Source organism: Roseibium sediminicola (assembly GCF_023156505.1).
GTDB lineage: Bacteria > Pseudomonadota > Alphaproteobacteria > Rhizobiales > Stappiaceae > Roseibium > Roseibium sediminicola.
The window spans coordinates 229,553-247,919 of the sequence record NZ_JALNMJ010000005.1 but is presented as its reverse complement, the minus strand read 5'-3'; the positions used below and the strand labels follow the sequence as shown (position 1 = coordinate 247,919).

The window sequence follows — 18,367 nt, the reverse complement described above, 5'->3', positions numbered from 1 at the left end:
CATGAGCCGCATCGACACCCATCTCGGCGACATCACCAGGCTTGACGTCGACGCCATCGTCAACGCGGCGAATTCCTCGCTGCTCGGCGGCGGCGGGGTCGACGGCGCGATCCATCGGGCTGCCGGTCCGAAACTTGTTCAGGAATGCCGCTTGTTGGGCGGCTGCAAGACCGGCCAGGCCAAGATCACCAAAGGCTACAAGCTGCTGGCCCGGCACGTCATTCACACGGTCGGCCCGGTCTGGCACGGCGGCCAGGACGGCGAGCCGGAGCTGCTCGCAAGTTGCTACGAGACCAGTCTGCGCCTGGCAGTGGAGAATGGCTGCAGGACAGTGGCCTTCCCCGCCATCTCGACGGGCATTTACGGCTACCCGGCGGACAAAGCAGCCGGGATAGCCGTCGCTACACTCCACCGGGTTCTCAATGACCTGCCGGACATCCAAACCATTACTCTGGTCGCCTTTGACGCGGCGAGCCTCGACCATTTGACAACTGCGCTCGGGAGGGCGGACAGCTGATGTTCAAGAAAATCCTCATTGCCAATCGCGGCGAGATCGCCTGCAGGGTGATGGCGACCGCAAGAGATCTCGGCATCAAGACCGTTGCCGTCTACTCCGACGCGGATGCAGGCGCCAAGCACGTCGCCATGGCCGACGAAGCTTACCGCATCGGCCCGGCACCCGTCGCCGAGAGTTATCTTAAGACCGATCGGATCATCGAGGTCTGCCGCCAGAGCGGCGCGGAGGCCGTTCACCCCGGCTACGGTTTCCTGTCGGAAAATCCGGATTTCGTCGAAGCCCTGGAACAGGCCGGAATTGCCTTTATTGGCCCGAGCGCGAAATCCATCCGCGCCATGGGCCTGAAGGACGCCGCCAAGGCCCTGATGGTCGAGGCCGGCGTGCCGGTCGTGCCCGGCTATCACGGCGACAACCAGGATCCGGCGTTTCTCAAAAACGAAGCCGACAAGATCGGCTATCCCGTCCTGATCAAGGCCCGCGCCGGCGGCGGCGGAAAGGGCATGCGCCGGGTCGACGATCCGAAGGACTTTGCCGATGCCCTGAAAGGCGCGCAGCGCGAAGGCGAGGCCAGTTTCGGCGACGGCCGTGTCCTGATCGAGAAATATCTCACCAAACCGCGCCACATCGAGATCCAGGTCTTCGGCGACAGCCACGGCAATGCCGTGCATCTTTTTGAACGCGACTGCTCGCTGCAGCGCCGCCACCAGAAGGTGATCGAGGAAGCCCCGGCGCCGGGCATGCCGGAAGACATGCGCAAGGCCATGGGCGACGCGGCGGTCAAGGCGGCGAAGGCCATCGACTATTCCGGCGCCGGCACCATCGAGTTTATTGCCGATGTCTCGGAAGGGCTGAAGTCCGACCGGTTCTATTTCATGGAAATGAACACCCGCCTGCAGGTGGAACATCCGGTCACCGAGATGATCACCGGCGAGGACCTGGTCGAGTGGCAGCTGCGCGTTGCCTCCGGCGAAAAACTGCCGAAGAAACAGGACGAGCTCTCCTTCAGCGGCTGGGCCTTCGAGGCAAGGCTTTACGCGGAAGACGCGCCCAAGGGCTTCCTGCCGGCTATCGGCACGCTGGAACATCTTTCGCTGCCGGAGGCAAGTGCCCGCGTAGACAGCGGCGTGCGCTCAGGCGACGAGATCACGCCCTTTTACGATCCGATGATCGCCAAGGTGATTGTCCACGGTCCGACCCGCGAGGCCGCGCTCGGCAAGCTGCTGGCGAGCCTGGAAGCGACCGAGGTTGCCGGCTGTGTTACCAATGCCGGTTTCCTGGCCGCGCTCTGCCGGCACGAAGGCTTCGCAAAGGGCGACGTCGACACCGGCCTGATCGACAGGGATCTGGAAAGCCTGATCGAAGAGCCGGCCATGCCGGAGGATGCCGTTGCCCTCGCGGCCCTGACGGCCCTCGGCCTGACCAAACCGGCCACCGGCAATGATCCGTTCGAAACGCTCGCGGGCTGGCGCATCTGGAGCGCTTCGCGCCAGTTTGCCTTGCTGGAAATCGGCGGCGAGCGCCATGACGTGGAGGTGCACGCCCTTGGAAACCGGCGGTTCCAGGTTCATCTGGAGACTGGTGCCCGCGACTACAAGCTGATCGAGGTTGCGGCCGGTGCGATCACCTATGACTGCGGCGGCCACCGGGCCCGTGCGGTCGTCGCCGACGGCAAGAAAGGTCTGACGGTGTTCCTGGGAGGCCATGCCTACCCGGTTGGACTTCCCGATGCCCTCAGCGCCGACGAGGAAGCCGGCGGCGCGGGCGATCAGCTGATCGCGCCGATGCCCGGTCTCGTCAAAGTGTTGTCGGCCAAAGCGGGAGACACTGTGACCAAGGACCAGCCGCTGCTCATTCTGGAAGCCATGAAGATGGAACACACGCTGAAAGCCCCACGCGACGGCGTCATCGGCGAGGTTCTGGTTGCCGAAGGCGAACAGGTCACCGACGGCACCATCCTGCTCGCGCTGGCGGAGAAAAGCGATGCTGCTGCCTGAGGCGACAAGCTACGACGAGTTGAGGGAAAGGTTCACCTGGGACATTCCCGATCGGTTCAATATCGGCGTCGCCGTTTGCGACGACTGGGCCGACAGGGAGCCGAACCGGGAAGCACTCGTCTTTGTCGACGAAAACGGCGATGAGGCGCATTACAGCTATGCCGATCTCCAGCGCCTCTCCAATCAGCTGGCCAATCTTCTGAAAAGCCGTGGCATCCAGCCCGGCGACCGCATTGGCGTTCTCCTGCCCCAGCGCCCGGAAACCGCCTATGCCCATATCGCCGCGCTGAAACTCGGCGCGATCACGATCCCGCTGTTCACGCTGTTTGGCGAAGAGGCGCTGGAGTACCGGCTGAAGGATTCCGGTGCCAAGGCCGTCATCACGGATCTCGGCGGTGCCGCCAAGCTCGCGCCCTTGCGGGACAAATTGCCCGATCTCACAACCGTGTTCTGCGTCGACGGCGAGAACGGCGCCGCCCAGGATCTGGCCAGCCACATGGCCGGCCACGAGGACACGTTCCGTGCGTTCGACACCGCCCCGAACGATCCGGCCATCATCATCTACACCTCCGGCACCACCGGCCAACCCAAGGGCGCTCTCCATGGTCACCGGGTGCTGCTCGGCCACTTGCCAGGCGTCGAAATGAGTCACGACTTCCTGGGACAGCCCGGCGACCGCATCTGGACACCGGCGGACTGGGCCTGGATCGGCGGACTGCTCGATGTGCTTCTGCCAGCACTCTATCTGGGTGTGCCGGTGGTTGCCTGCCGGTTCCGGAAATTCACCGCCGAAGCCGCGTTCCAGCTGCTTCAGGACCAGAGGATCCGCAACACCTTCCTGCCGCCGACCGCGCTCAAGATGATGCGCCAGGTGGAAGCCCCGGAGAAAAACTGGCGGCTTGACCTGCGCTCCGTCGCCTCCGGCGGCGAAACCCTCGGGGCGGAGCTGATCGACTGGGGCCGCAAGACCTTCGACCTGACGATTAACGAATTCTACGGCCAGACCGAATGCAACATGATCGTCTCCAGCTGCGCCAGGCTGATGGAGGCGCGTCCCGGCATCATGGGCCGGCCCGTGCCCGGACACACGGTCCGCGTTGTCAGCGACGCGGGCGAGGAACTTCCGCCCGAGACGCTCGGCAACATTGCCGTCAGGCGGCCCGACCCGGTGATGTTCCTGGGCTACTGGAACAACGAAGAAGCGACAGCGAAGAAATTTGCCAGCGAGTGGCTGCTGACCGGAGACACCGGCATGACCGACCAGGACGGCTGGATCCGCTTTGTCGGCCGTGACGACGACGTCATCACCTCGTCGGGCTACCGCATTGGCCCGGGCGAAATCGAGGACTGCCTGATCCGTCATCCGGCCGTTGCCATGGCCGGGGTCGTCGGCAAGCCGGACCCGCAGCGCACGGAAATCGTCAAGGCCTTCATCGTCCTGAAAAGCGGCATTGAGCCAACGGACTCGTTGGCCAGGGAAATCGCCGAGTTCGTCAAGACCCGCCTTGCCGCCCATGAATATCCGCGCGAGGTCGAATTCGTCGACGCCCTGCCCTTGACCACCACCGGCAAGGTCATCCGCCGCGAGCTGCGCGCCAGGGCGGAGGGGGAGGATTAACAGTTGCATGCCTCTCGATTGTCATCCTCGCGAAGGCGAGAACCCAGTAATCGCTGGTGTTTGACAACTCCCCTTCCATCGTCATCCCGGACGGAGCACAGCGAAAATCCGGGATCGGGGAGCCACATGCCTGTTTTGTCGGGGTCGTCAACCAACTGGCACCTAGACTCCCCGGTCCCGGCTCGCGCTGCGCTTGGCCGGGATGACTAATTGAGGCTGCAAAGAAAACGGCCCGGAACCAAGAGAAGAAAACCATGCCCGACTTCGTCACCCTCTTTGAAATGGGACCCCGCGACGGTCTGCAGAACGAAAAGCTGTTCGTGCCGACCGCGCAGAAGATCGACCTCGTCGACCGGTTGTCCGCCTGCGGTTTCCGCAAGATCGAGGTCACCAGTTTCGTCAGTCCAAAATGGATACCGCAAATGGCGGACGCTCAGGAGGTCATGGAAGGCATCTACCGGCATCCGTCGGTCACCTATGCGGTGCTGACGCCGAATGTGAAAGGCTACACGGCAGCCAAGAAAGTGTCCGCGGACGAGGTCGCGATCTTCGGCTCCGCATCGGAGGGCTTTTCGAAGAAGAACATCAACTGCTCGGTCGCCGAGAGCATCGAACGGTTCAAGCCGCTGCTGGAAAAGGCCCGCGAAGACGGCATACCGGTTCGCGGCTATGTCTCCTGCGTCACCGACTGCCCCTATGACGGCCCGACCCCACCGGAAAAGGTCGCCGAAGTGGCCTCCACTTTGTTCGAACTCGGCTGCCACGAGATTTCGCTCGGCGACACGATCGGCGCAGGCACGCCCGAAACCATCGGCCGCTTGCTGGACGCGGTTCTTGGTGCTGTGCCGGCCGACAAGCTTGCCGGCCATTACCACGACACCAAGGGTCGCGCCCTTGAAAACATCGAGGTCAGCCTGGAGAAAGGCCTCAGGACCTTCGACAGCGCCATAGGCGGCCTCGGCGGCTGCCCCTACGCGCCGGGCGCCAAGGGCAATGTTGCCACCGAATCCGTTGTCGACCTGCTGGACCGCAAGGGCTTCGACACCGGCCTCAAGCGCGATCTCCTGGCCGAGGTTGCCGAATTCGCGAAATCCCTCAGGAGCGTGGACGCATGAGCTTTGATACTCTCACCATCGAAACCGATGCCCGTGGCGTTGCCACGCTGACGCTCAACCGTCCGGACAAGCACAATTCCCTGTCCGCGCGGATGATCGACGAACTGACCCGGGCCGCAGCAGCGCTTGGCGCCGACGAGAAGGTGCGCGTAGTCGTTCTGACGGGGGCTGGCGCCAGCTTCTGCGCCGGTGGCGATCTTGGCTGGATGCGCGAGCAGTTCGAAGCCAGCCGCGAGACCCGCATGACGGAAGCGCGCAAGCTTGCCATGATGCTGAAGGCGCTCAACGAGCTGCCGAAACCGCTGATCGGCCGGGTCCAGGGCCAGGCATTCGGCGGCGGCATCGGCATGATGAGCGTCTGCGACACGGTGATCGCCATCGACAGTGCCAAGTTCGGCCTCACCGAGGTCCGGCTCGGCCTGATCCCGGCCACCATCAGCCCCTATGTGCTCGCCCGCATGGGCGAGGGCAAGGCCCGCCGGGTGTTCATGTCGGCGCGGATTTTTGGCGCGGAAGAAGCAAGAGACCTGGACCTTGCTGCCAGGATCGTCTCTGAAGCGGATCTCGACGCCGCCGTTGAGACGGAAATCAAACCCTATCTTGGCGCGGCTCCTGCGGCCGTTGCGGCCTCCAAGGCGCTCGCCCGCAGCCTCGGCACCCCGATCACCGACGCTGTCATCGACGACACCATCCGCCGCCTCGCCGACACCTGGGAAACCCCGGAAGCGCGCGAGGGCATCTCGGCGTTCTTCGACAAGCGCAAACCGGACTGGGTGATGAAGTAACGGCAACTACGGAACATTCTTCCCGCTTGCCGAAAAGACTGTCGTCATCATGAGGAGGTGCGCAGGTCCTCATCAGGATGACGTCCAAGGTTGTGGCGACCGCTTAAATAAGCATTCCAGCCACCAAACCAAAATTCTCAACTGCCGGTGTTGCGCCTGGCATGTTCGATCAGGGCTGCGATGCGGGCGACGTCCTTTTGCTCCGACGTGGCCGGCGGCGCTTCGCGCTCCGGGCCGCCATACATGCGCTCGCGGCGCTCGCGGATCTTCCTGCGCTGATAGTCGCTGATGCCGTCCGGAAGCTCCATGCCGGCGCGGTCGATGCTGATCAGGATGCGCTGCAGATCGGGAATCAGCTCTGAGGAAATCGTGAACTTGGCGCCGTCCTTGCGCTTGAACACCAGCGTCTTGGTGCTTTCCGCGCCGTTCAATAGAACAGCTGACCGCGGCCCGCTGGAGCCGATCGTCGATTGCCACCAGGCGGCCCAGCCAGAGGCTTCCCAAAGGCGGACCTCGATTTTTTTCAGCTCCTCGTACATCACCCGGACCTTCAAACCGAACTGGGTGAATTCAAAACCATTGCTGAAAAAGCGAACCCAGGACGTTTCCTGACGGGCCGCAACGACGAACAGGACCAGCGAAAGGGATGCAGGGGCCAGGCAAAACAGCGCGGCCAGGGCCGCCGCTCCGCCCCAGTCGCTCATGCCGATCAGCGCCAAGGAGAAGAATGCGACGCCAAGCACCATGCCAATGCCATCGAGAACGATCACCGACGGCTGGCAGACCGGTTTGATGGCGCCGGACGGTGCCTTGGGTCTGGGCAACGCTGCATAGATGCCGGCGGCGGCAATCAGGCACAACAGGCTGCTCAGCACCGACATGAAAAAATAGCCGCCAACGATGCTGAGAACGCTGAGGCATAAGGGTATGATCCGGCGAAGAAGTTCAAGTTTTGCTGTTTTGCCCACACCGCTCTCCAAGCAATCAAACCGTGGAACCGATACGAACTGGGGGAAGACTGACCGATTCTTTCATTGAATCAACTGAACCACTTCAAATCAAGCAGAGGCTCGAACTATCCAACATCAATGTAACCAAGCCGGAAATCGGCGTGGCGAAATTTTAGGTCTAAATGGAAACAATCGCGTGGACTGAGAAATACCGAGGCTCAGGACGCCCTCGACTCCCGCCCCAGGAAGCTGAACTTTTCCCGCACCTTGCCGAATTTCGGCGCATGCAGCGCCAGGAACTCGTGCATGATGGTGTCAATGTCGTCGGCGTTGAACGGCTTCTTCAGGAACCCGTTGATGCCCACGAAAGCCGCCGAGCGTTCCAGATAGGACGTGTCGTTTGTCGACATCATGTAGATGCCGATCTTGCTGGACAGATCCCGGATAGATCCGGCCAGCTCGATGCCGTCGACGCCGGGCATGTGAAAATCCGTCAGCACCAGCCGGAACTTGCCGGATGCCAACGCGCGCAGAGCGGACTGGGCGCTGTCGGCCTCCGAAATCTCGAAGTTGAACCGGCTCTCCTCCAGGATCTTGCGCGTCAGCTTGCGCATCGTTGCGCTGTCGTCGACGATCAGGATCGGATAGGCCGCCGTCATCGTCATGTAGGTGGCGATGATCTCCGCGACCTCTTCGGAGTGAAACGGCTTCTTCAGGAAATGGTAGGCGTGCAACTCGCGCAGCAGGGATTCGGTCTTCTCGTCCAGACTGGCGGAGATCGCGACCGTCAGACAATTGGTCGACTTGGTCTCACGCATGGCGGCGACCACTTCGGGACCACTGAGCCCGGGCATGTTCATGTCGAGGAAGGCGATATCTATCTGTTTGCGCTTCAGAATGTCGAGCGCGGATTGGCCATTGTCGACATTGTCGACTTCGATATAGCGTTTGCTGCGGTGAACTTTGACGCCGTCATTCACGACTTCGCGTGCGATGGCGGTGTCATCTGCGACCAGAACGCGGATCATTTTATGCAGCAATTTCGGTCACCTCTTCGCGCTGCGCGCCCAGGGGCTCGAGGCCTTGTCTAATTTGACAAGCATTTTAGTGAAACAATCGTGTATTTTCGGTTACTGGCACTTGTATTACAAATTGCAACCCTGAGTCATGGCCAGAAGAACACAAAAACACCAAGAATCCACCCTTTAGATATTACGTTAGAACGCAAATTCTCCTTGTAAAATGACGCGAACGTCAAGTATTCCAGAAGGTGTTGGCAGTCATGGAAACCTGCTTTCTACTCAGTGAAAGGGCCAGGATCCTTCGGTTCTTCCGACAACCTGAACTCCGCATGCGGCCCCAGGATCTCGCGCAGTCGCCCGTTCAAACGCATATCCAGGATGCGCGGGTTGACCGCGTTCAGAAAGCGGTGTCCGACGGCGTTGTCGTGACAAATGAACGTGACGGGAAAGCGCAGGTTCATGAAATTCAGCGGACTGACATGCAGCGCGTCTGGCATGTTCAGCTGATCCAGGGCCAGCGCCGTGTCAGGATGGTGGCCCACAAACGCATCGATCCGACCCAGTTCGACCATCCGGATCAGCTGCTCCTCCGACTCGATCGGCACGAACCGGTCCGCGTTTTTGCCCAGTGCATGAATGGCGCCGGATCCCCTGATATAGCCGACACGTTCCGGCTCGAAATCGGCTATGCGCGCGTCGGGCGACGCCTTGCCGGCGGTATAAAGGCGTAGCGAGACGATATCGACCTGTTCGGACGTCACCAGGCGGTTGGCGACATCGTCACTGACCCTCATCGCTCTAAGGTTCGTCGGAAACAGGCAGGATTTTTCATCGCCGAGGAAACTGGTTTTCGACCGTGTCAGAGGTGCTGGCTCCAGCGAAATTTTCATCGGGCTGTCCGCGAGGATCTCTTCCAGAAACAGATCGTATTGTTTGCCACTGCCTTGCATCAGACGATGGGGCAGCTGGTTCAGGTAGAGGGTGATGTCATCGGCAGCAAAGGCAGCAGGTCCGTTCAGCGGACTGGCGAGCCAAACGGCGGAAAGCAGCAGGAATGCGTGTCGGACCGTGCCATTCATTGTCGCCCAGTCTGCCTCTCGCGAGGGCCTGTTTCAAGCAGCTTTGCTGCCACGGGCACCGCCGCGCGAGATGATGGCCGCCTAATTGACGGTTTCCTCGGGGTCTTGCGAGGACGGGAATTCTGCATGCCGCCCGAGGATCTGCCGCAGGTGGCCGCTTTCGCGCAAGGTGAGGATACGCGGATCGAGCACTCTTTTTAGAAGATGACCGGCCTTGGTGTCATGACAGACAAAAGACACCGGAAATCGCAAGTTCCGGAAAGCGTGCGGACTGGCGAAAAGCGCATTTGGCTTGCCGAGCTTGTCCAGCGCCAGTGCGGTGTCTGGATGGTGACCGAGAAAGGCATCCAGGCGTCCCAGTTCGAGCATGGCGATCAGCTGCTCCTCGGAATTGATCGCCAGGAACCTGTCCGCCTTCGGGCCGAGAAGGTGAATAGCTCCAGATCCCCTGATATAGCCGACCCGTTCCGGCGCGAAGTCATTCAGGTCCGCACCTGTCTCCTGTTTCCGGGTGGTGTAGAGGCGCAGCGACACCACATCGACAGTCTCCAGCGCCATCACCTCGGAGACTTTGTCTCCCATGTTCAGCGCGACGACATTGGCGGGAAACACACAGGACCCCGGATCGGACTTGAACAGGGCCGTCGTCCGTTTGAGCGGCGCCACCAGACGCACGACCTCGACATCCGCGCCGTCAAGCAGCTCATCGAGCAGCAGGTCGTATTGCCGGCCACTGGTTTCCGTCAGGCGCTGCGGCAGGTAGCTGAGGTGCAGCCGGATCGCCTCGCCGGCAAGGGCAGGTAACAAGGTTGTCGAAGACACCAGCCAGAAGGCAGCGGTCAGGAGAACAAAGGAAAAGGCCACGAACCGAAAAATCATGCTCAAGCTTGCCTCTGGGGCAAGTGTCTTTCAAGCGCGGACGTGAAACGGCACACACTTTTGCGAAGGAAAGCGTGGTTCAGGATCGGACACTTGAGAAGTGGTGCCGCTGAAGGGACTCGAACCCCCGACCCCATCATTACGAATGACGTGCTCTACCATCTGAGCTACAGCGGCAAAATCTGGCGAACCAGGCGGCGCTTTTCAAAAGCGCGGCGACTCGGACATGGCCGAGTGCGCCGCTAATTACCGGAGCTTGGCGCCGGATGCAAGAGCCGATTCATGGTTCTGGACGGAAGAAGTATCGTTCCGCCGCCCGCAGCTTTCCTGGGCGCCAGGGATCGCGCCTCCATTGTCTCAGTTGAAGAAGCGCGGCCTGGGCGTCTTGTCTGCCTTGTCCTCTTCCTCGTCTTCGGGTCCCGGATCGTCAGGCATGCGCGACAGCGGAAATTCGATCGGGCGGTTCATATCGTCCTTGTCGGAAGACTTTGCTTTGGCCTCGTCCGCGTCGCCAGATTTGGCAGCCGCCTTGCCGTCGGCCGTGCCGTCCGGTTCTGGCGCCGGTTTGTCCGCGCTGGTTGCCTCTGCCTTTGTGCCGTCCGGCTCGGGCGTCCTGGCCTCTGGCTTGGCAGGGGCCGAGACCTCGCCGGCCGCATCGGGAAGGTCTTTCAGGGGCGAACTGTGTTTGACGTCATCCGTGGTGCCCTCATAGCCCTGCTTGCCGACAGGTGCCGCAGCCGCGGGTTTGGCGGCCACGGCTGGCTCCGGGGCGACAGGCTCGACCGGCTCGGCTTCCAGAACGACCGGCTCCTCGTCGTCCCTGCCGGCGGATGAGGCCGTTTCCTTGACGGTGGTTACCGTCGCCGGACCGGCTGCCGGCAGCGCCGGCGCTTCGAACAGGCTGTCTTCCAGGATCGCGCCGTCGTCGTCCGACAGGCTGTCCGGCGTCACCCACTGGAACGCATCCAGCTTGCCGGTCACCGGCGAGACGGCCTGCCATTCGGCGGAGATGACACCGTCGGCCATCCAGATCTTGTCCATCGGCGCGCTGACGGCACGCGCCAGCCAGTCGCGCATGCGGCCACGGTCGCCATGTTCGGCTTCTTCCAGCTCGGCCATCAGCACGAAGGCCTTCCGGGTCGGCTCCGACTGCAGCACTTTTTTCAGCTGCTTGCGGGCTTCGTCGAATTCGCGGGCTTCCATTGCCGCCCGGGCAATGGCCATGGCGCCTTCAGGCGTGTTGGCGCGTTGCGCCGACAGCGACTTGACCCGCTTCAACCGGTCGACGGCGGCATCCCCCGTGCGCACATGGGCATAGGTTTCGGCAAGGTCCGGATGCGGCGACAGGCGCCAGGTGGCTTCCAGAACCTTGGAGGCCTTGCGGATGTCGCCACGACGCGTCGCCAGACGCGAGGTGATGACGGCGGCCGGAACCAGGTCGAGCGCAAGGCCATGCGCTTCCTTGGCGAGCGAATAGGCGCGCTCGGGCTCGCCGTCTTCCAGTTTCTGCGCCAGCGCCGTCAGGATAACCGCCCGCTGGCGGCGGTAGGTCTTCTTGTCGAGCATCTTGGCGGCGTAATTGCGTTCCAGCGTCTTCAGCGCCTCGTCCCAGTGATGGGCAACGGCCTGATAGCCGAGCACCGCCTTGCCTGCCCATTCCAGGCCCGGCGAGGTCTTGGCGGCCTCTTCCGCATAGTGGCGCGCGGCCACCGGCTCGCGATGCCGTTCAGCTTCGACAAAGAGGCCATGCAGCCCAAGCGCCTTGGTCGCGGGATCTTCCAGCATGGCTTCAAACCGTTGGCGGGCTTCATCGTCCTTGCCGGCGAGCTGCGCGGTCTGCGCCAGCAGCAGCTGCGCCGCCGGCTCGTCAGCCAGAAGGCGGTCGGCGTCGAGCGCGTGCCGCCGGGCCAGCTTGGCATTGCCGGTTCCAAGCGCGATCAGGCCCTGGGAGAGGGCGTTGTAGCCTTTGTCCTTGCGGCGGCGCCGGAAGAAGCGGCTGGCGATCTGCGGCGATTTCAGAACGACGCGGATGGCCCAGACGATGCCCAGGAACACCGCCAGGAAGGCGGCAGCGACAAGTGCCACAACCGTCGGCGACTGTTCCCAGATATTTGTCCCGACCTGCTCGCCGTTTTCATAGACCGGCCAGGAGATCTGGATCGTGCCGGGCAGATCCGCCATCCAGGCAAAGCCCGCGGCGATGGCAAACAGCAGGAAAAAAAAGACGAAGACGCGGATCATTCTTCTCGCTCCCGAGCGGTGCCGGGCACGGCCGGCCGTAAGTCATGTTGTGTCGGCATCCGGCGCGACGCCGGCCGATCAGCTGTCCTTTTTCGCCAGCGCATTCAGCACCTCCTGCGAGGCCTTGTCGGTGAGGCTGTCCACCTCGACACGGGCTTCGGCGCGCGCGGCCCAGTCGCTGGCCGCGGCCTGCCCGGCCTCCGGCAACGCCTTGTAGGCGGCGAGTGCCGCCGCCAGATTGCCGGCCTTGACCGCATTTTCCATGCGCTGCAGGGCGGCATTGGGACCATCGCCCTCACCATTGCCGGACCGGCGCACGGTGATCAGCGATTCCGCACTCGACAGCAGGCTGCCCAGGATGTCGCCCGAACGGTCCGGCTCGGAGAAGGTCTGGTAGACCTTGCGCGCCACCGGCGGGAACTGGGCAATCAGCACGGAGACCGGTTCAACACCGGTCTTGGCATGGGCTTCCAGCGCGGCCAGGTCGAGGTCGCCGGGCAGGCCAGCCTTGACCGCCGCAAGCTCGGTTTCATAGGGGCGGCCGGAATCCACCGCCGATTTCAGCGCGGAGACCGACAGGGCCCGCGCGGCCACTTCCCGGGCCGTTGCATCGCCCATGGTAGCTTCCACCGCCGCGACGCGCTTGGAAAGGGCTTCGATCTCGGCGCGGATGCTTTCCAAAGCCGCCGAATTGGCCTCGCCGACCGACTTGATGTCCGCCGACAGGCTGGACAGGGTTTCGGTCGCCCGGGCCTGGCTGTCGGCAAGGGTTTTCAGCGAGACATCCGAGGTCGACACGGCGGTTTGCGCCGCCTTGGCGGTCGCTTCGGTGTTCGACAGCCGGGTCTCAACATCGGTGAGCGTAGACTTCAGTTCGCCAAGCTGGCCTTCCAGCCCGGTGACCGAGCCGGACAGTTTGTCGGCCTCGGACGAGGTGGACGTGCTGCTGGCTTCGAGGTCGCTCAGGCGTTTTTCCAGCGGCGCCAGATCCACCTGGCTATCGGACTGCGCGGATTTTTCAAGGGCCGCCAGTCGGTCTTCCAGCGGTTTCAGGTTGACCGGCGCACCGTCGCCGCCGCTCGGAGCCGAGGCGACTTCGCTGCGCAAGCTCTCCATGTCCTTTTTCAGGGCATCGACCGCCGGGGCGAGATCCGCCGAAGCCGAAGACACAGCATCGTTCAGCTTGCCTTCCAGCGCAGTGACCTTGCTTTCCAGCGCCGATACGGCGCTGCCGGTGTTCTGGCTGGAAACGGTTGAGCTGACATCGCCAAGCTTGCCTTCAAGATCGGCAATCTTGCCTTCCGCGGCCTTGAGCGCGTTGGTGACTTGCTGATTCTGTTCCGGGTTCAATTTCACCAGACCGGCCTGATAAAGGCCGAAGCCGCCACCGAGGACGAGAATACCGCCGATCACCGCGGCAATCAGTACGCCGAACGCCCCGACGCCGCCACGTTCTTCCGTAGCGGGCGGATTGGAAAAACTCGTCGATCCGGCTGGCCGGGAGGTGCTCGACGTGCTGCTGGTTGAGGAAGACGGCCGGCTTGAAGAACTGCTGGTCGAAGAGCTGGATGCAGACGTGGTGCTGCCGGGCTTGGCCGAAGACGTTGTCGAACCCGGCTTGGTGTCGGTTGGTTTGCCGGCTCCGGTTGAAGAGGTCGACCCTCCAAGGGTGCTCGACGTTGTTCCAGAGCCGGTCGCGGTGCTGGAGGAGCCGGTGGGCCCCGCCGTGCTGGAGCCCGAGGAAGGCGACCCTGAGCTGCCGCCAAGGGTCGATCCGGAGCTTCCGGTCGTGGGCGAACCCGTGCTGCCGCTGGTCGAGGAGCCGCCGGCAGAGCCTGGCTTGGAGGTGCTGGAAGACGCGCTCGTGCCACTCGAACTCGAGCCGATTTTTTCCGCCGTCAGATCGATGGTCACCGGGCGTTTGCCCGCGCCGGCGGAAGAAGCGCTGCTGCCGGGCTTGTCGCCCGCGCCAGAGCCGCTGCCGCCCGATGAGGATGTTCCGCCAGAAGATTTCTTGTCCGTCGCCATCTCATCTCCTCCTGAACCCGACCGGTCCCAAGACATTCACTATACACACCTCTTTGCGAAGCGGTACCGCCGCGGCAAAGACTTTTGCGCAGCGCAATAGAACGACTCCCCCGGATCTGGTTAACACTGTGTTAATGCCAGATCCAGCAGGGCATTTTCATTCGGCGCCGGCGCCACCCGGACATCCATGATCTCAGATAGGGGTGCTCCCGCCTGCTGCGAAAGGGCGTAAACGGGCAATTGGCGAAAATTGTGGTCGGGGCACGCGGCTGCAAGCAAAGCGCGAAAAGCCTCCGCGCTGCGCCTGGAATAGATCAGGACACAATCGAAGGCGTTGGTTTGCAACGCGGAAACCACCTCCTCCGGCAGGCTGTCGACCTGCACCATGCGGTAGACGTCAATCGTCCGGCAGGACAATTTGCCGCCGCTCAAGAGGCCCTCCAGATCCCCGGCCCGGTCCTGTGCCGCCGGGTAGAGCACCGAGCCCGGCTCAATCCTGTCCCTTCCATCGAGAATCAGTTTCGCCAGGGCGGCGACATCGCCGTCCGCCGAAAAAATCTGGCCGAACCCGGCCTGCCGGGCAGCCTCCGCCGTGGCGTCACCGACAGTATAGACCGGCAGGTTTCGCAGCTCCGCGCTCTGTCTGTGCCCTGCAAGGACCGCGATCGCACGCCGGCTGGTCAACGCCAGGGCGGAAACATGCGCAAGGTCGAACCGGGCCGGAGGATTTTCCACGCAATGCAGAACCGGCGCCTCATCGGCGCGGTGTCCGGCCGCCCGCAGGCGCTCCGCGGTGCGCCGGCACTCAGGTTGCGGCCGTGTCACCAGGAAACGCATGCCTTGCTCAGGCCTCTGCCAGGAAACCCGGCCCCATCCTGGCCTTCAGGTCTTCGCCGACCGACCGCCCGATCCGGATGGCATCCGCAGCCAGCCCGCTCGCCGTCGCCTCATGGGCTTCGGATCCGTCCGGCTTCAGAACGATGCCCTTGAACTGCAGCGTGTCGCCGTCAAGTGTCGCCAGGCCGCCGATCGGTGTGCGGCAGGAACCGTCGAGCACCGCCAGGAAGGCCCGCTCCGCGTCGAGCCGGACCTGGGTGGCCTGATCGTGTATGGCGGCAAGTTTTTCCAGCGTTGCCGTATCGCCTACCCGGCTTTCAATGCAGATGGCCCCCTGGCCGACGGCCGGTAGAAAGTCATCCGTTTCCAGGAGGCTGGTGATCTCACCCTCAAGCCCAAGACGGCGCAGGCCGGCGGCCGCCAGAAGCGTTGCGTCGACCGCGCCCTCGGCCAGCTTGCGCATGCGCGTCTGCAGGTTGCCCCGGTACATGACCACCTCGATGTCCGGCCGGATCCGCTTGATCATTGCCTGGCGGCGCAGCGAGCTGGAGCCGACCACGGCGCCCTGCTTCAGATCGGTCAAGGTCTTGGCTTTCGGCGACAGGAAGGCATCGCGCACATCCTCGCGCGGCAAAAACGCCGTCAGCGCCAGACCGTCCGGCAGCACGGTCGGCATGTCCTTGGACGAATGCACCGCGATGTCGATCCGGCCATCCAGAAGCGCTTCCTCGATTTCCTTGGTAAAGAGCCCCTTGCCGCCGACTTCCGACAAGGGCCGGTCCTGGATCTTGTCGCCTGAGGTCTTGATGACGACGATTTCAAACGCGTCTTCGGAAAGGCCATGGGCCGCCATCAGCCGGTCGCGGGTCTCATTGGCCTGCGCCAGTGCCAGCTGGCTGCCCCGTGTGCCGATGCGCAAAGGATTTGATTGCAAGGTTTACCGTCCAGATGCTACGCCCGGCAGGAACGCCGGACATATGTTTCTTGATTGATACGTGTCCTAACACAGGCCACCGCACCAACACCAATGACTTCAGTCAATTCGAAAGACAATGCGACCAATCTGACGGTTCTGGGCATTGAGACCAGCTGCGACGAAACCGCCGCGGCTGTCGTGTGCGGTCCGGCTAACAAGAGAATTCTGTCCAGCACCATCCGCTCGCAGATTGACGAGCACACCGAATTCGGCGGCGTCGTACCGGAAATCGCCGCGCGCGCTCATATCGAGATCCTTGACCGGATCGTCGCAGGGGCAATGCACGAGGCGGGCTGTTCCTGGGACGATATCGACGCGGTCGCCGCAACCGCCGGCCCGGGCCTGATCGGCGGGGTCATCGTCGGCTTCATGACCGCCAAAGCGATCGCCATGGCCGCAAACAAACCTCTGGTCGGCGTCAATCATCTGGAAGGCCATGCCCTGACCGCGCGGCTGACCGACGATCTGGCCTTTCCGTTTCTTTTGCTTCTGGTCTCCGGCGGCCACAGTCAGTTTCTGCTTGTACGCGGTGTCGGCGACTACGAGCGACTCGGCACCACCATCGACGATGCCATCGGCGAAGCCTTCGACAAGACCGCAAAACTGCTCGGCCTGCCCTATCCGGGAGGCCCGCATGTGGAAAAGATGGCCGCCAAGGGCGACGTCACACGGTTCAGACTGCCGCGGCCGCTGCTCGACCGCCCCGGCCTCGACATGTCCTTCGCCGGTCTCAAGACCGCGCTCAGAACCCAGGCCAAGAAACTGGAACCGGTCGACGAGCAGACAATCTGCGATCTCTGCGCCGCCTTCCAGCGCTCCGTCTCCGATGTCCTTGCGGCGCGCACCAAATCGGCGCTGGCGCTGTTCAAGGACCGTCACCCGGACGCGGAGCCTGCAATCGTCGTGGCCGGCGGCGTTGCCGCCAACCAGGAAATCCGGCGCAGCCTCCTGGCTGCCGCAGATGAAGCCGGCGCCCGCTTCGTGGCCCCGCCGCTCACCCTTTGCACGGACAATGCCGCGATGATCGCCTGGGCCGGCATCGAACGCCTTCAGCTGGGACCCGTCGACGACATGGCCCTGTCGCCCCGTCCGCGCTGGCCCCTCGATGCGGCCAATGCCGGTGTGCTCGGGGCGGGCAAGAAGGGCGCAAAGGTCTAGGCCCCGGTTCAGGGATCAGCCGACCACCCGGTGGCCACGCCCGGCCATGCAATTCATGACGATCTGTTTGCGCTCACCATGAGCCTTGATCGCTCCGCCGCCAGCGCCAATCGCGCCACCTGCCAGCGCGCCGACAACCGCACCGCCCGGCGCCGTATTGTCGTCGGCCTCCACGGCACCCACCACCCCGCCAATCGCCGCTCCCGCCAGGGCAGCCATTTTGGTTTCGTCGTTGAAGAGACCGCGCTGTTCGGCCAGTTGCTTGCACTGCGCGAGATCTTTTTCATAGGCATAGCCAAGCGGTCCGTCGACGATCGGCCGGTAATTCGAACCCGTTTGCCCGCAGGCCGTCAAACCAAGGAAAATCGCGTATGGGGCGATCAGAAACGGATTTTTGAAAGTCGTCTTCAAGGGAAAACTCCAAGATAAGTCGCTCTTCCGCCACCGTCGGCGGGCGCAGCATATCTAGGTTTCCGCAAGTTACAACGCAACAAAAAATTATTGTTTTACGATAATTTTTCGATCCAAAAATCCTCCCTTCCTTTCCTTCTGCAGAAATAGTCGAGAGAAATCACAAACTTGCCCTTTTGTGTGCCCATGCGGCCTGTTAGGAAACCGCAGGGCAGCAACAAGGACAGATTTGAAGAGATGCGCGTCTACCACAAGGCCTATGTCTATCTGACCTGCGGCACGGACCTTCTGGTCTTCCATGAGCCCGACACGCCCTGGCTTGGACTGCAGGTGCCTGGCGGCACCATCGATCCGGGCGAAAGTTTCCTGCATGGGGCCATGCGCGAATTCGCCGAGGAAACCGGGCTGGAGCTGGACGCCGCCTTCGACCAGTTCTCGAACCAGGACCTTCCGTTCGAGACGATACCGCCGGTCGGACAGTACCGGCCGCATCCGGACCGGCCGCTGCTCGGCCGGCATATCAGGCGCAATTATCACGTCAGGCTTGCCGCCCGGCCTCGGGACGAATGGGAGCATTATGAAATGCATCCGAGCAGCGGCGGCGTTCCGATTCGCTATCACTTCTTCTGGATCGACCTGTTCGGTGCCCGGGCGATGGACCCGGAAAATTTCTTTGCCGCTTTCGGCGCGCCGCTTGCCGGTCTGCGCGAACGCGTTGCCTTGCTGGAAAACTCCGCCTGAACCCGTTTGTTTTCAA

At 62.8% G+C, this 18,367-nt stretch carries 17 protein-coding genes and 1 tRNA gene; 8 read left to right on the top strand and 10 right to left on the bottom strand.

What is annotated here, in order from left to right; genetic code table 11:
• Position 1: 1 nt before the first annotated feature.
• The 5 genes from M0H32_RS09985 to M0H32_RS09965 all read left to right on the top strand — a co-directional run bounded on the left by M0H32_RS09985 (position 2) and on the right by M0H32_RS09965 (position 6,029).
• Entirely contained in the window at positions 2–517 is a 516-nt protein-coding gene (locus M0H32_RS09985) for an O-acetyl-ADP-ribose deacetylase (RefSeq protein ID WP_248153463.1), read from the top strand.
• Positions 517–2,511, top strand: a complete 1,995-nt coding sequence (locus tag M0H32_RS09980) for an acetyl-CoA carboxylase biotin carboxylase subunit (protein ID WP_248153462.1) — start codon at positions 517–519, stop codon at positions 2,509–2,511. Before M0H32_RS09985 ends, M0H32_RS09980 begins: the two co-directional genes overlap by 1 nt.
• On the top strand, positions 2,498–4,129 hold the full coding sequence (locus M0H32_RS09975) for an acyl-CoA synthetase (protein WP_248153461.1): 1,632 nt from the start codon (positions 2,498–2,500) through the stop codon (positions 4,127–4,129). The genes M0H32_RS09980 and M0H32_RS09975 overlap by 14 nt, the downstream gene beginning before the upstream one ends.
• Positions 4,130–4,383: 254 nt before the next feature.
• Positions 4,384–5,244 carry a hydroxymethylglutaryl-CoA lyase gene (locus M0H32_RS09970; protein ID WP_248153459.1) on the top strand — a complete coding sequence of 287 codons (861 nt, stop codon included), beginning with the start codon at positions 4,384–4,386 and terminating at the stop codon, positions 5,242–5,244.
• Positions 5,241–6,029, top strand: a complete 789-nt coding sequence (locus M0H32_RS09965; RefSeq protein ID WP_248153458.1) for a crotonase/enoyl-CoA hydratase family protein — start codon at positions 5,241–5,243, stop codon at positions 6,027–6,029. Before M0H32_RS09970 ends, M0H32_RS09965 begins: the two co-directional genes overlap by 4 nt.
• A 137-nt stretch (positions 6,030–6,166) precedes the next feature.
• Here M0H32_RS09965 and M0H32_RS09960 read toward each other — a convergent pair whose 3' ends face one another.
• The 7 genes from M0H32_RS09960 to M0H32_RS09930 form a co-directional block, all read right to left on the bottom strand.
• Entirely contained in the window at positions 6,167–6,910 is a 744-nt protein-coding gene (locus M0H32_RS09960; RefSeq protein ID WP_248153456.1) for a hypothetical protein, read from the bottom strand.
• Between the two features lie 287 nt (positions 6,911–7,197).
• A complete protein-coding gene (locus M0H32_RS09955; RefSeq protein ID WP_248153455.1) occupies positions 7,198–8,019 on the bottom strand; it encodes a response regulator in 822 nt (273 codons plus the stop codon).
• A 257-nt stretch (positions 8,020–8,276) separates the two neighbouring features.
• Positions 8,277–9,080: a hypothetical protein gene (locus M0H32_RS09950; RefSeq protein WP_248153453.1), complete on the bottom strand. Its 804-nt coding sequence runs from the start codon at positions 9,078–9,080 to the stop codon at positions 8,277–8,279.
• Positions 9,081–9,161: 81 nt separating this feature from the next.
• Positions 9,162–9,965: a hypothetical protein gene (locus M0H32_RS09945; protein ID WP_248153452.1), complete on the bottom strand. Its 804-nt coding sequence runs from the start codon at positions 9,963–9,965 to the stop codon at positions 9,162–9,164.
• 95 nt (positions 9,966–10,060) lie between these two features.
• A tRNA-Thr gene (locus tag M0H32_RS09940) sits at positions 10,061–10,136 on the bottom strand.
• A gap of 180 nt (positions 10,137–10,316) precedes the next feature.
• Complete coding sequence (locus M0H32_RS09935) at positions 10,317–12,200, bottom strand: heme biosynthesis HemY N-terminal domain-containing protein (protein ID WP_248153450.1); 1,884 nt, start codon at positions 12,198–12,200, stop codon at positions 10,317–10,319.
• 78 nt (positions 12,201–12,278) lie between these two features.
• Positions 12,279–13,613, bottom strand: a complete 1,335-nt coding sequence (locus M0H32_RS09930) for a COG4223 family protein (RefSeq protein ID WP_248153449.1) — start codon at positions 13,611–13,613, stop codon at positions 12,279–12,281.
• A 58-nt stretch (positions 13,614–13,671) separates the two neighbouring features.
• Between M0H32_RS09930 and M0H32_RS09925 the strand changes: the two genes are divergently transcribed.
• On the top strand, positions 13,672–14,328 hold the full coding sequence (locus M0H32_RS09925; protein ID WP_248153448.1) for a hypothetical protein: 657 nt from the start codon (positions 13,672–13,674) through the stop codon (positions 14,326–14,328).
• 20 nt (positions 14,329–14,348) lie between these two features.
• Here the strand turns inward: M0H32_RS09925 and M0H32_RS09920 are convergent, their stop codons facing one another.
• Together M0H32_RS09920 and hemC are read right to left on the bottom strand one after the other, a co-directional pair.
• Positions 14,349–15,065 carry a uroporphyrinogen-III synthase gene (locus M0H32_RS09920; protein WP_248153446.1) on the bottom strand — a complete coding sequence of 239 codons (717 nt, stop codon included), beginning with the start codon at positions 15,063–15,065 and terminating at the stop codon, positions 14,349–14,351.
• A 7-nt stretch (positions 15,066–15,072) separates the two neighbouring features.
• Positions 15,073–15,999 (bottom strand): hydroxymethylbilane synthase, encoded by a 927-nt coding sequence (hemC, locus tag M0H32_RS09915; RefSeq protein ID WP_248153444.1) that lies wholly within the window; start codon positions 15,997–15,999, stop codon positions 15,073–15,075.
• A 129-nt stretch (positions 16,000–16,128) separates the two neighbouring features.
• On the opposite strand from hemC, the gene tsaD reads away from it, so the two are divergent.
• Positions 16,129–17,199, top strand: coding sequence for a tRNA (adenosine(37)-N6)-threonylcarbamoyltransferase complex transferase subunit TsaD (tsaD, locus tag M0H32_RS09910; protein ID WP_248153556.1), 1,071 nt, complete (start codon positions 16,129–16,131; stop codon positions 17,197–17,199).
• 15 nt (positions 17,200–17,214) lie between these two features.
• Here tsaD and M0H32_RS09905 read toward each other — a convergent pair whose 3' ends face one another.
• The gene (locus tag M0H32_RS09905) at positions 17,215–17,610 is read right to left on the bottom strand and encodes a hypothetical protein (protein WP_248153442.1); all 396 of its coding nucleotides are present in this window, start codon (positions 17,608–17,610) and stop codon (positions 17,215–17,217) included.
• Between the two features lie 237 nt (positions 17,611–17,847).
• On the opposite strand from M0H32_RS09905, the gene M0H32_RS09900 reads away from it, so the two are divergent.
• Positions 17,848–18,351: an NUDIX hydrolase gene (locus tag M0H32_RS09900; RefSeq protein WP_248153440.1), complete on the top strand. Its 504-nt coding sequence runs from the start codon at positions 17,848–17,850 to the stop codon at positions 18,349–18,351.
• The last annotated feature ends 16 nt before the right edge of the window (positions 18,352–18,367 follow it).

Excerpts from the sequence above, each read along its gene's own strand:
- M0H32_RS09975 (WP_248153461.1), top strand. The coding sequence starts at position 2,498 with ATGCTGCTGCCTGAGGCGACAAGCTACGACGAGTTGAGGGAAAGGTTC.
- M0H32_RS09965 (WP_248153458.1), top strand. The coding sequence starts at position 5,241 with ATGAGCTTTGATACTCTCACCATCGAAACCGATGCCCGTGGCGTTGCC.
- M0H32_RS09900 (WP_248153440.1), top strand. The coding sequence starts at position 17,848 with ATGCGCGTCTACCACAAGGCCTATGTCTATCTGACCTGCGGCACGGAC.
- M0H32_RS09920 (WP_248153446.1), bottom strand. The coding sequence starts at position 15,065 with ATGCGTTTCCTGGTGACACGGCCGCAACCTGAGTGCCGGCGCACCGCG.
- M0H32_RS09950 (WP_248153453.1), bottom strand. The coding sequence starts at position 9,080 with ATGAATGGCACGGTCCGACACGCATTCCTGCTGCTTTCCGCCGTTTGG.
- M0H32_RS09985 (WP_248153463.1), top strand. The coding sequence starts at position 2 with ATGAGCCGCATCGACACCCATCTCGGCGACATCACCAGGCTTGACGTC.
- M0H32_RS09970 (WP_248153459.1), top strand. The coding sequence starts at position 4,384 with ATGCCCGACTTCGTCACCCTCTTTGAAATGGGACCCCGCGACGGTCTG.
- M0H32_RS09935 (WP_248153450.1), bottom strand. The coding sequence starts at position 12,200 with ATGATCCGCGTCTTCGTCTTTTTTTTCCTGCTGTTTGCCATCGCCGCG.
- M0H32_RS09960 (WP_248153456.1), bottom strand. The coding sequence starts at position 6,910 with ATGTCGGTGCTGAGCAGCCTGTTGTGCCTGATTGCCGCCGCCGGCATC.
- M0H32_RS09980 (WP_248153462.1), top strand. The coding sequence starts at position 517 with ATGTTCAAGAAAATCCTCATTGCCAATCGCGGCGAGATCGCCTGCAGG.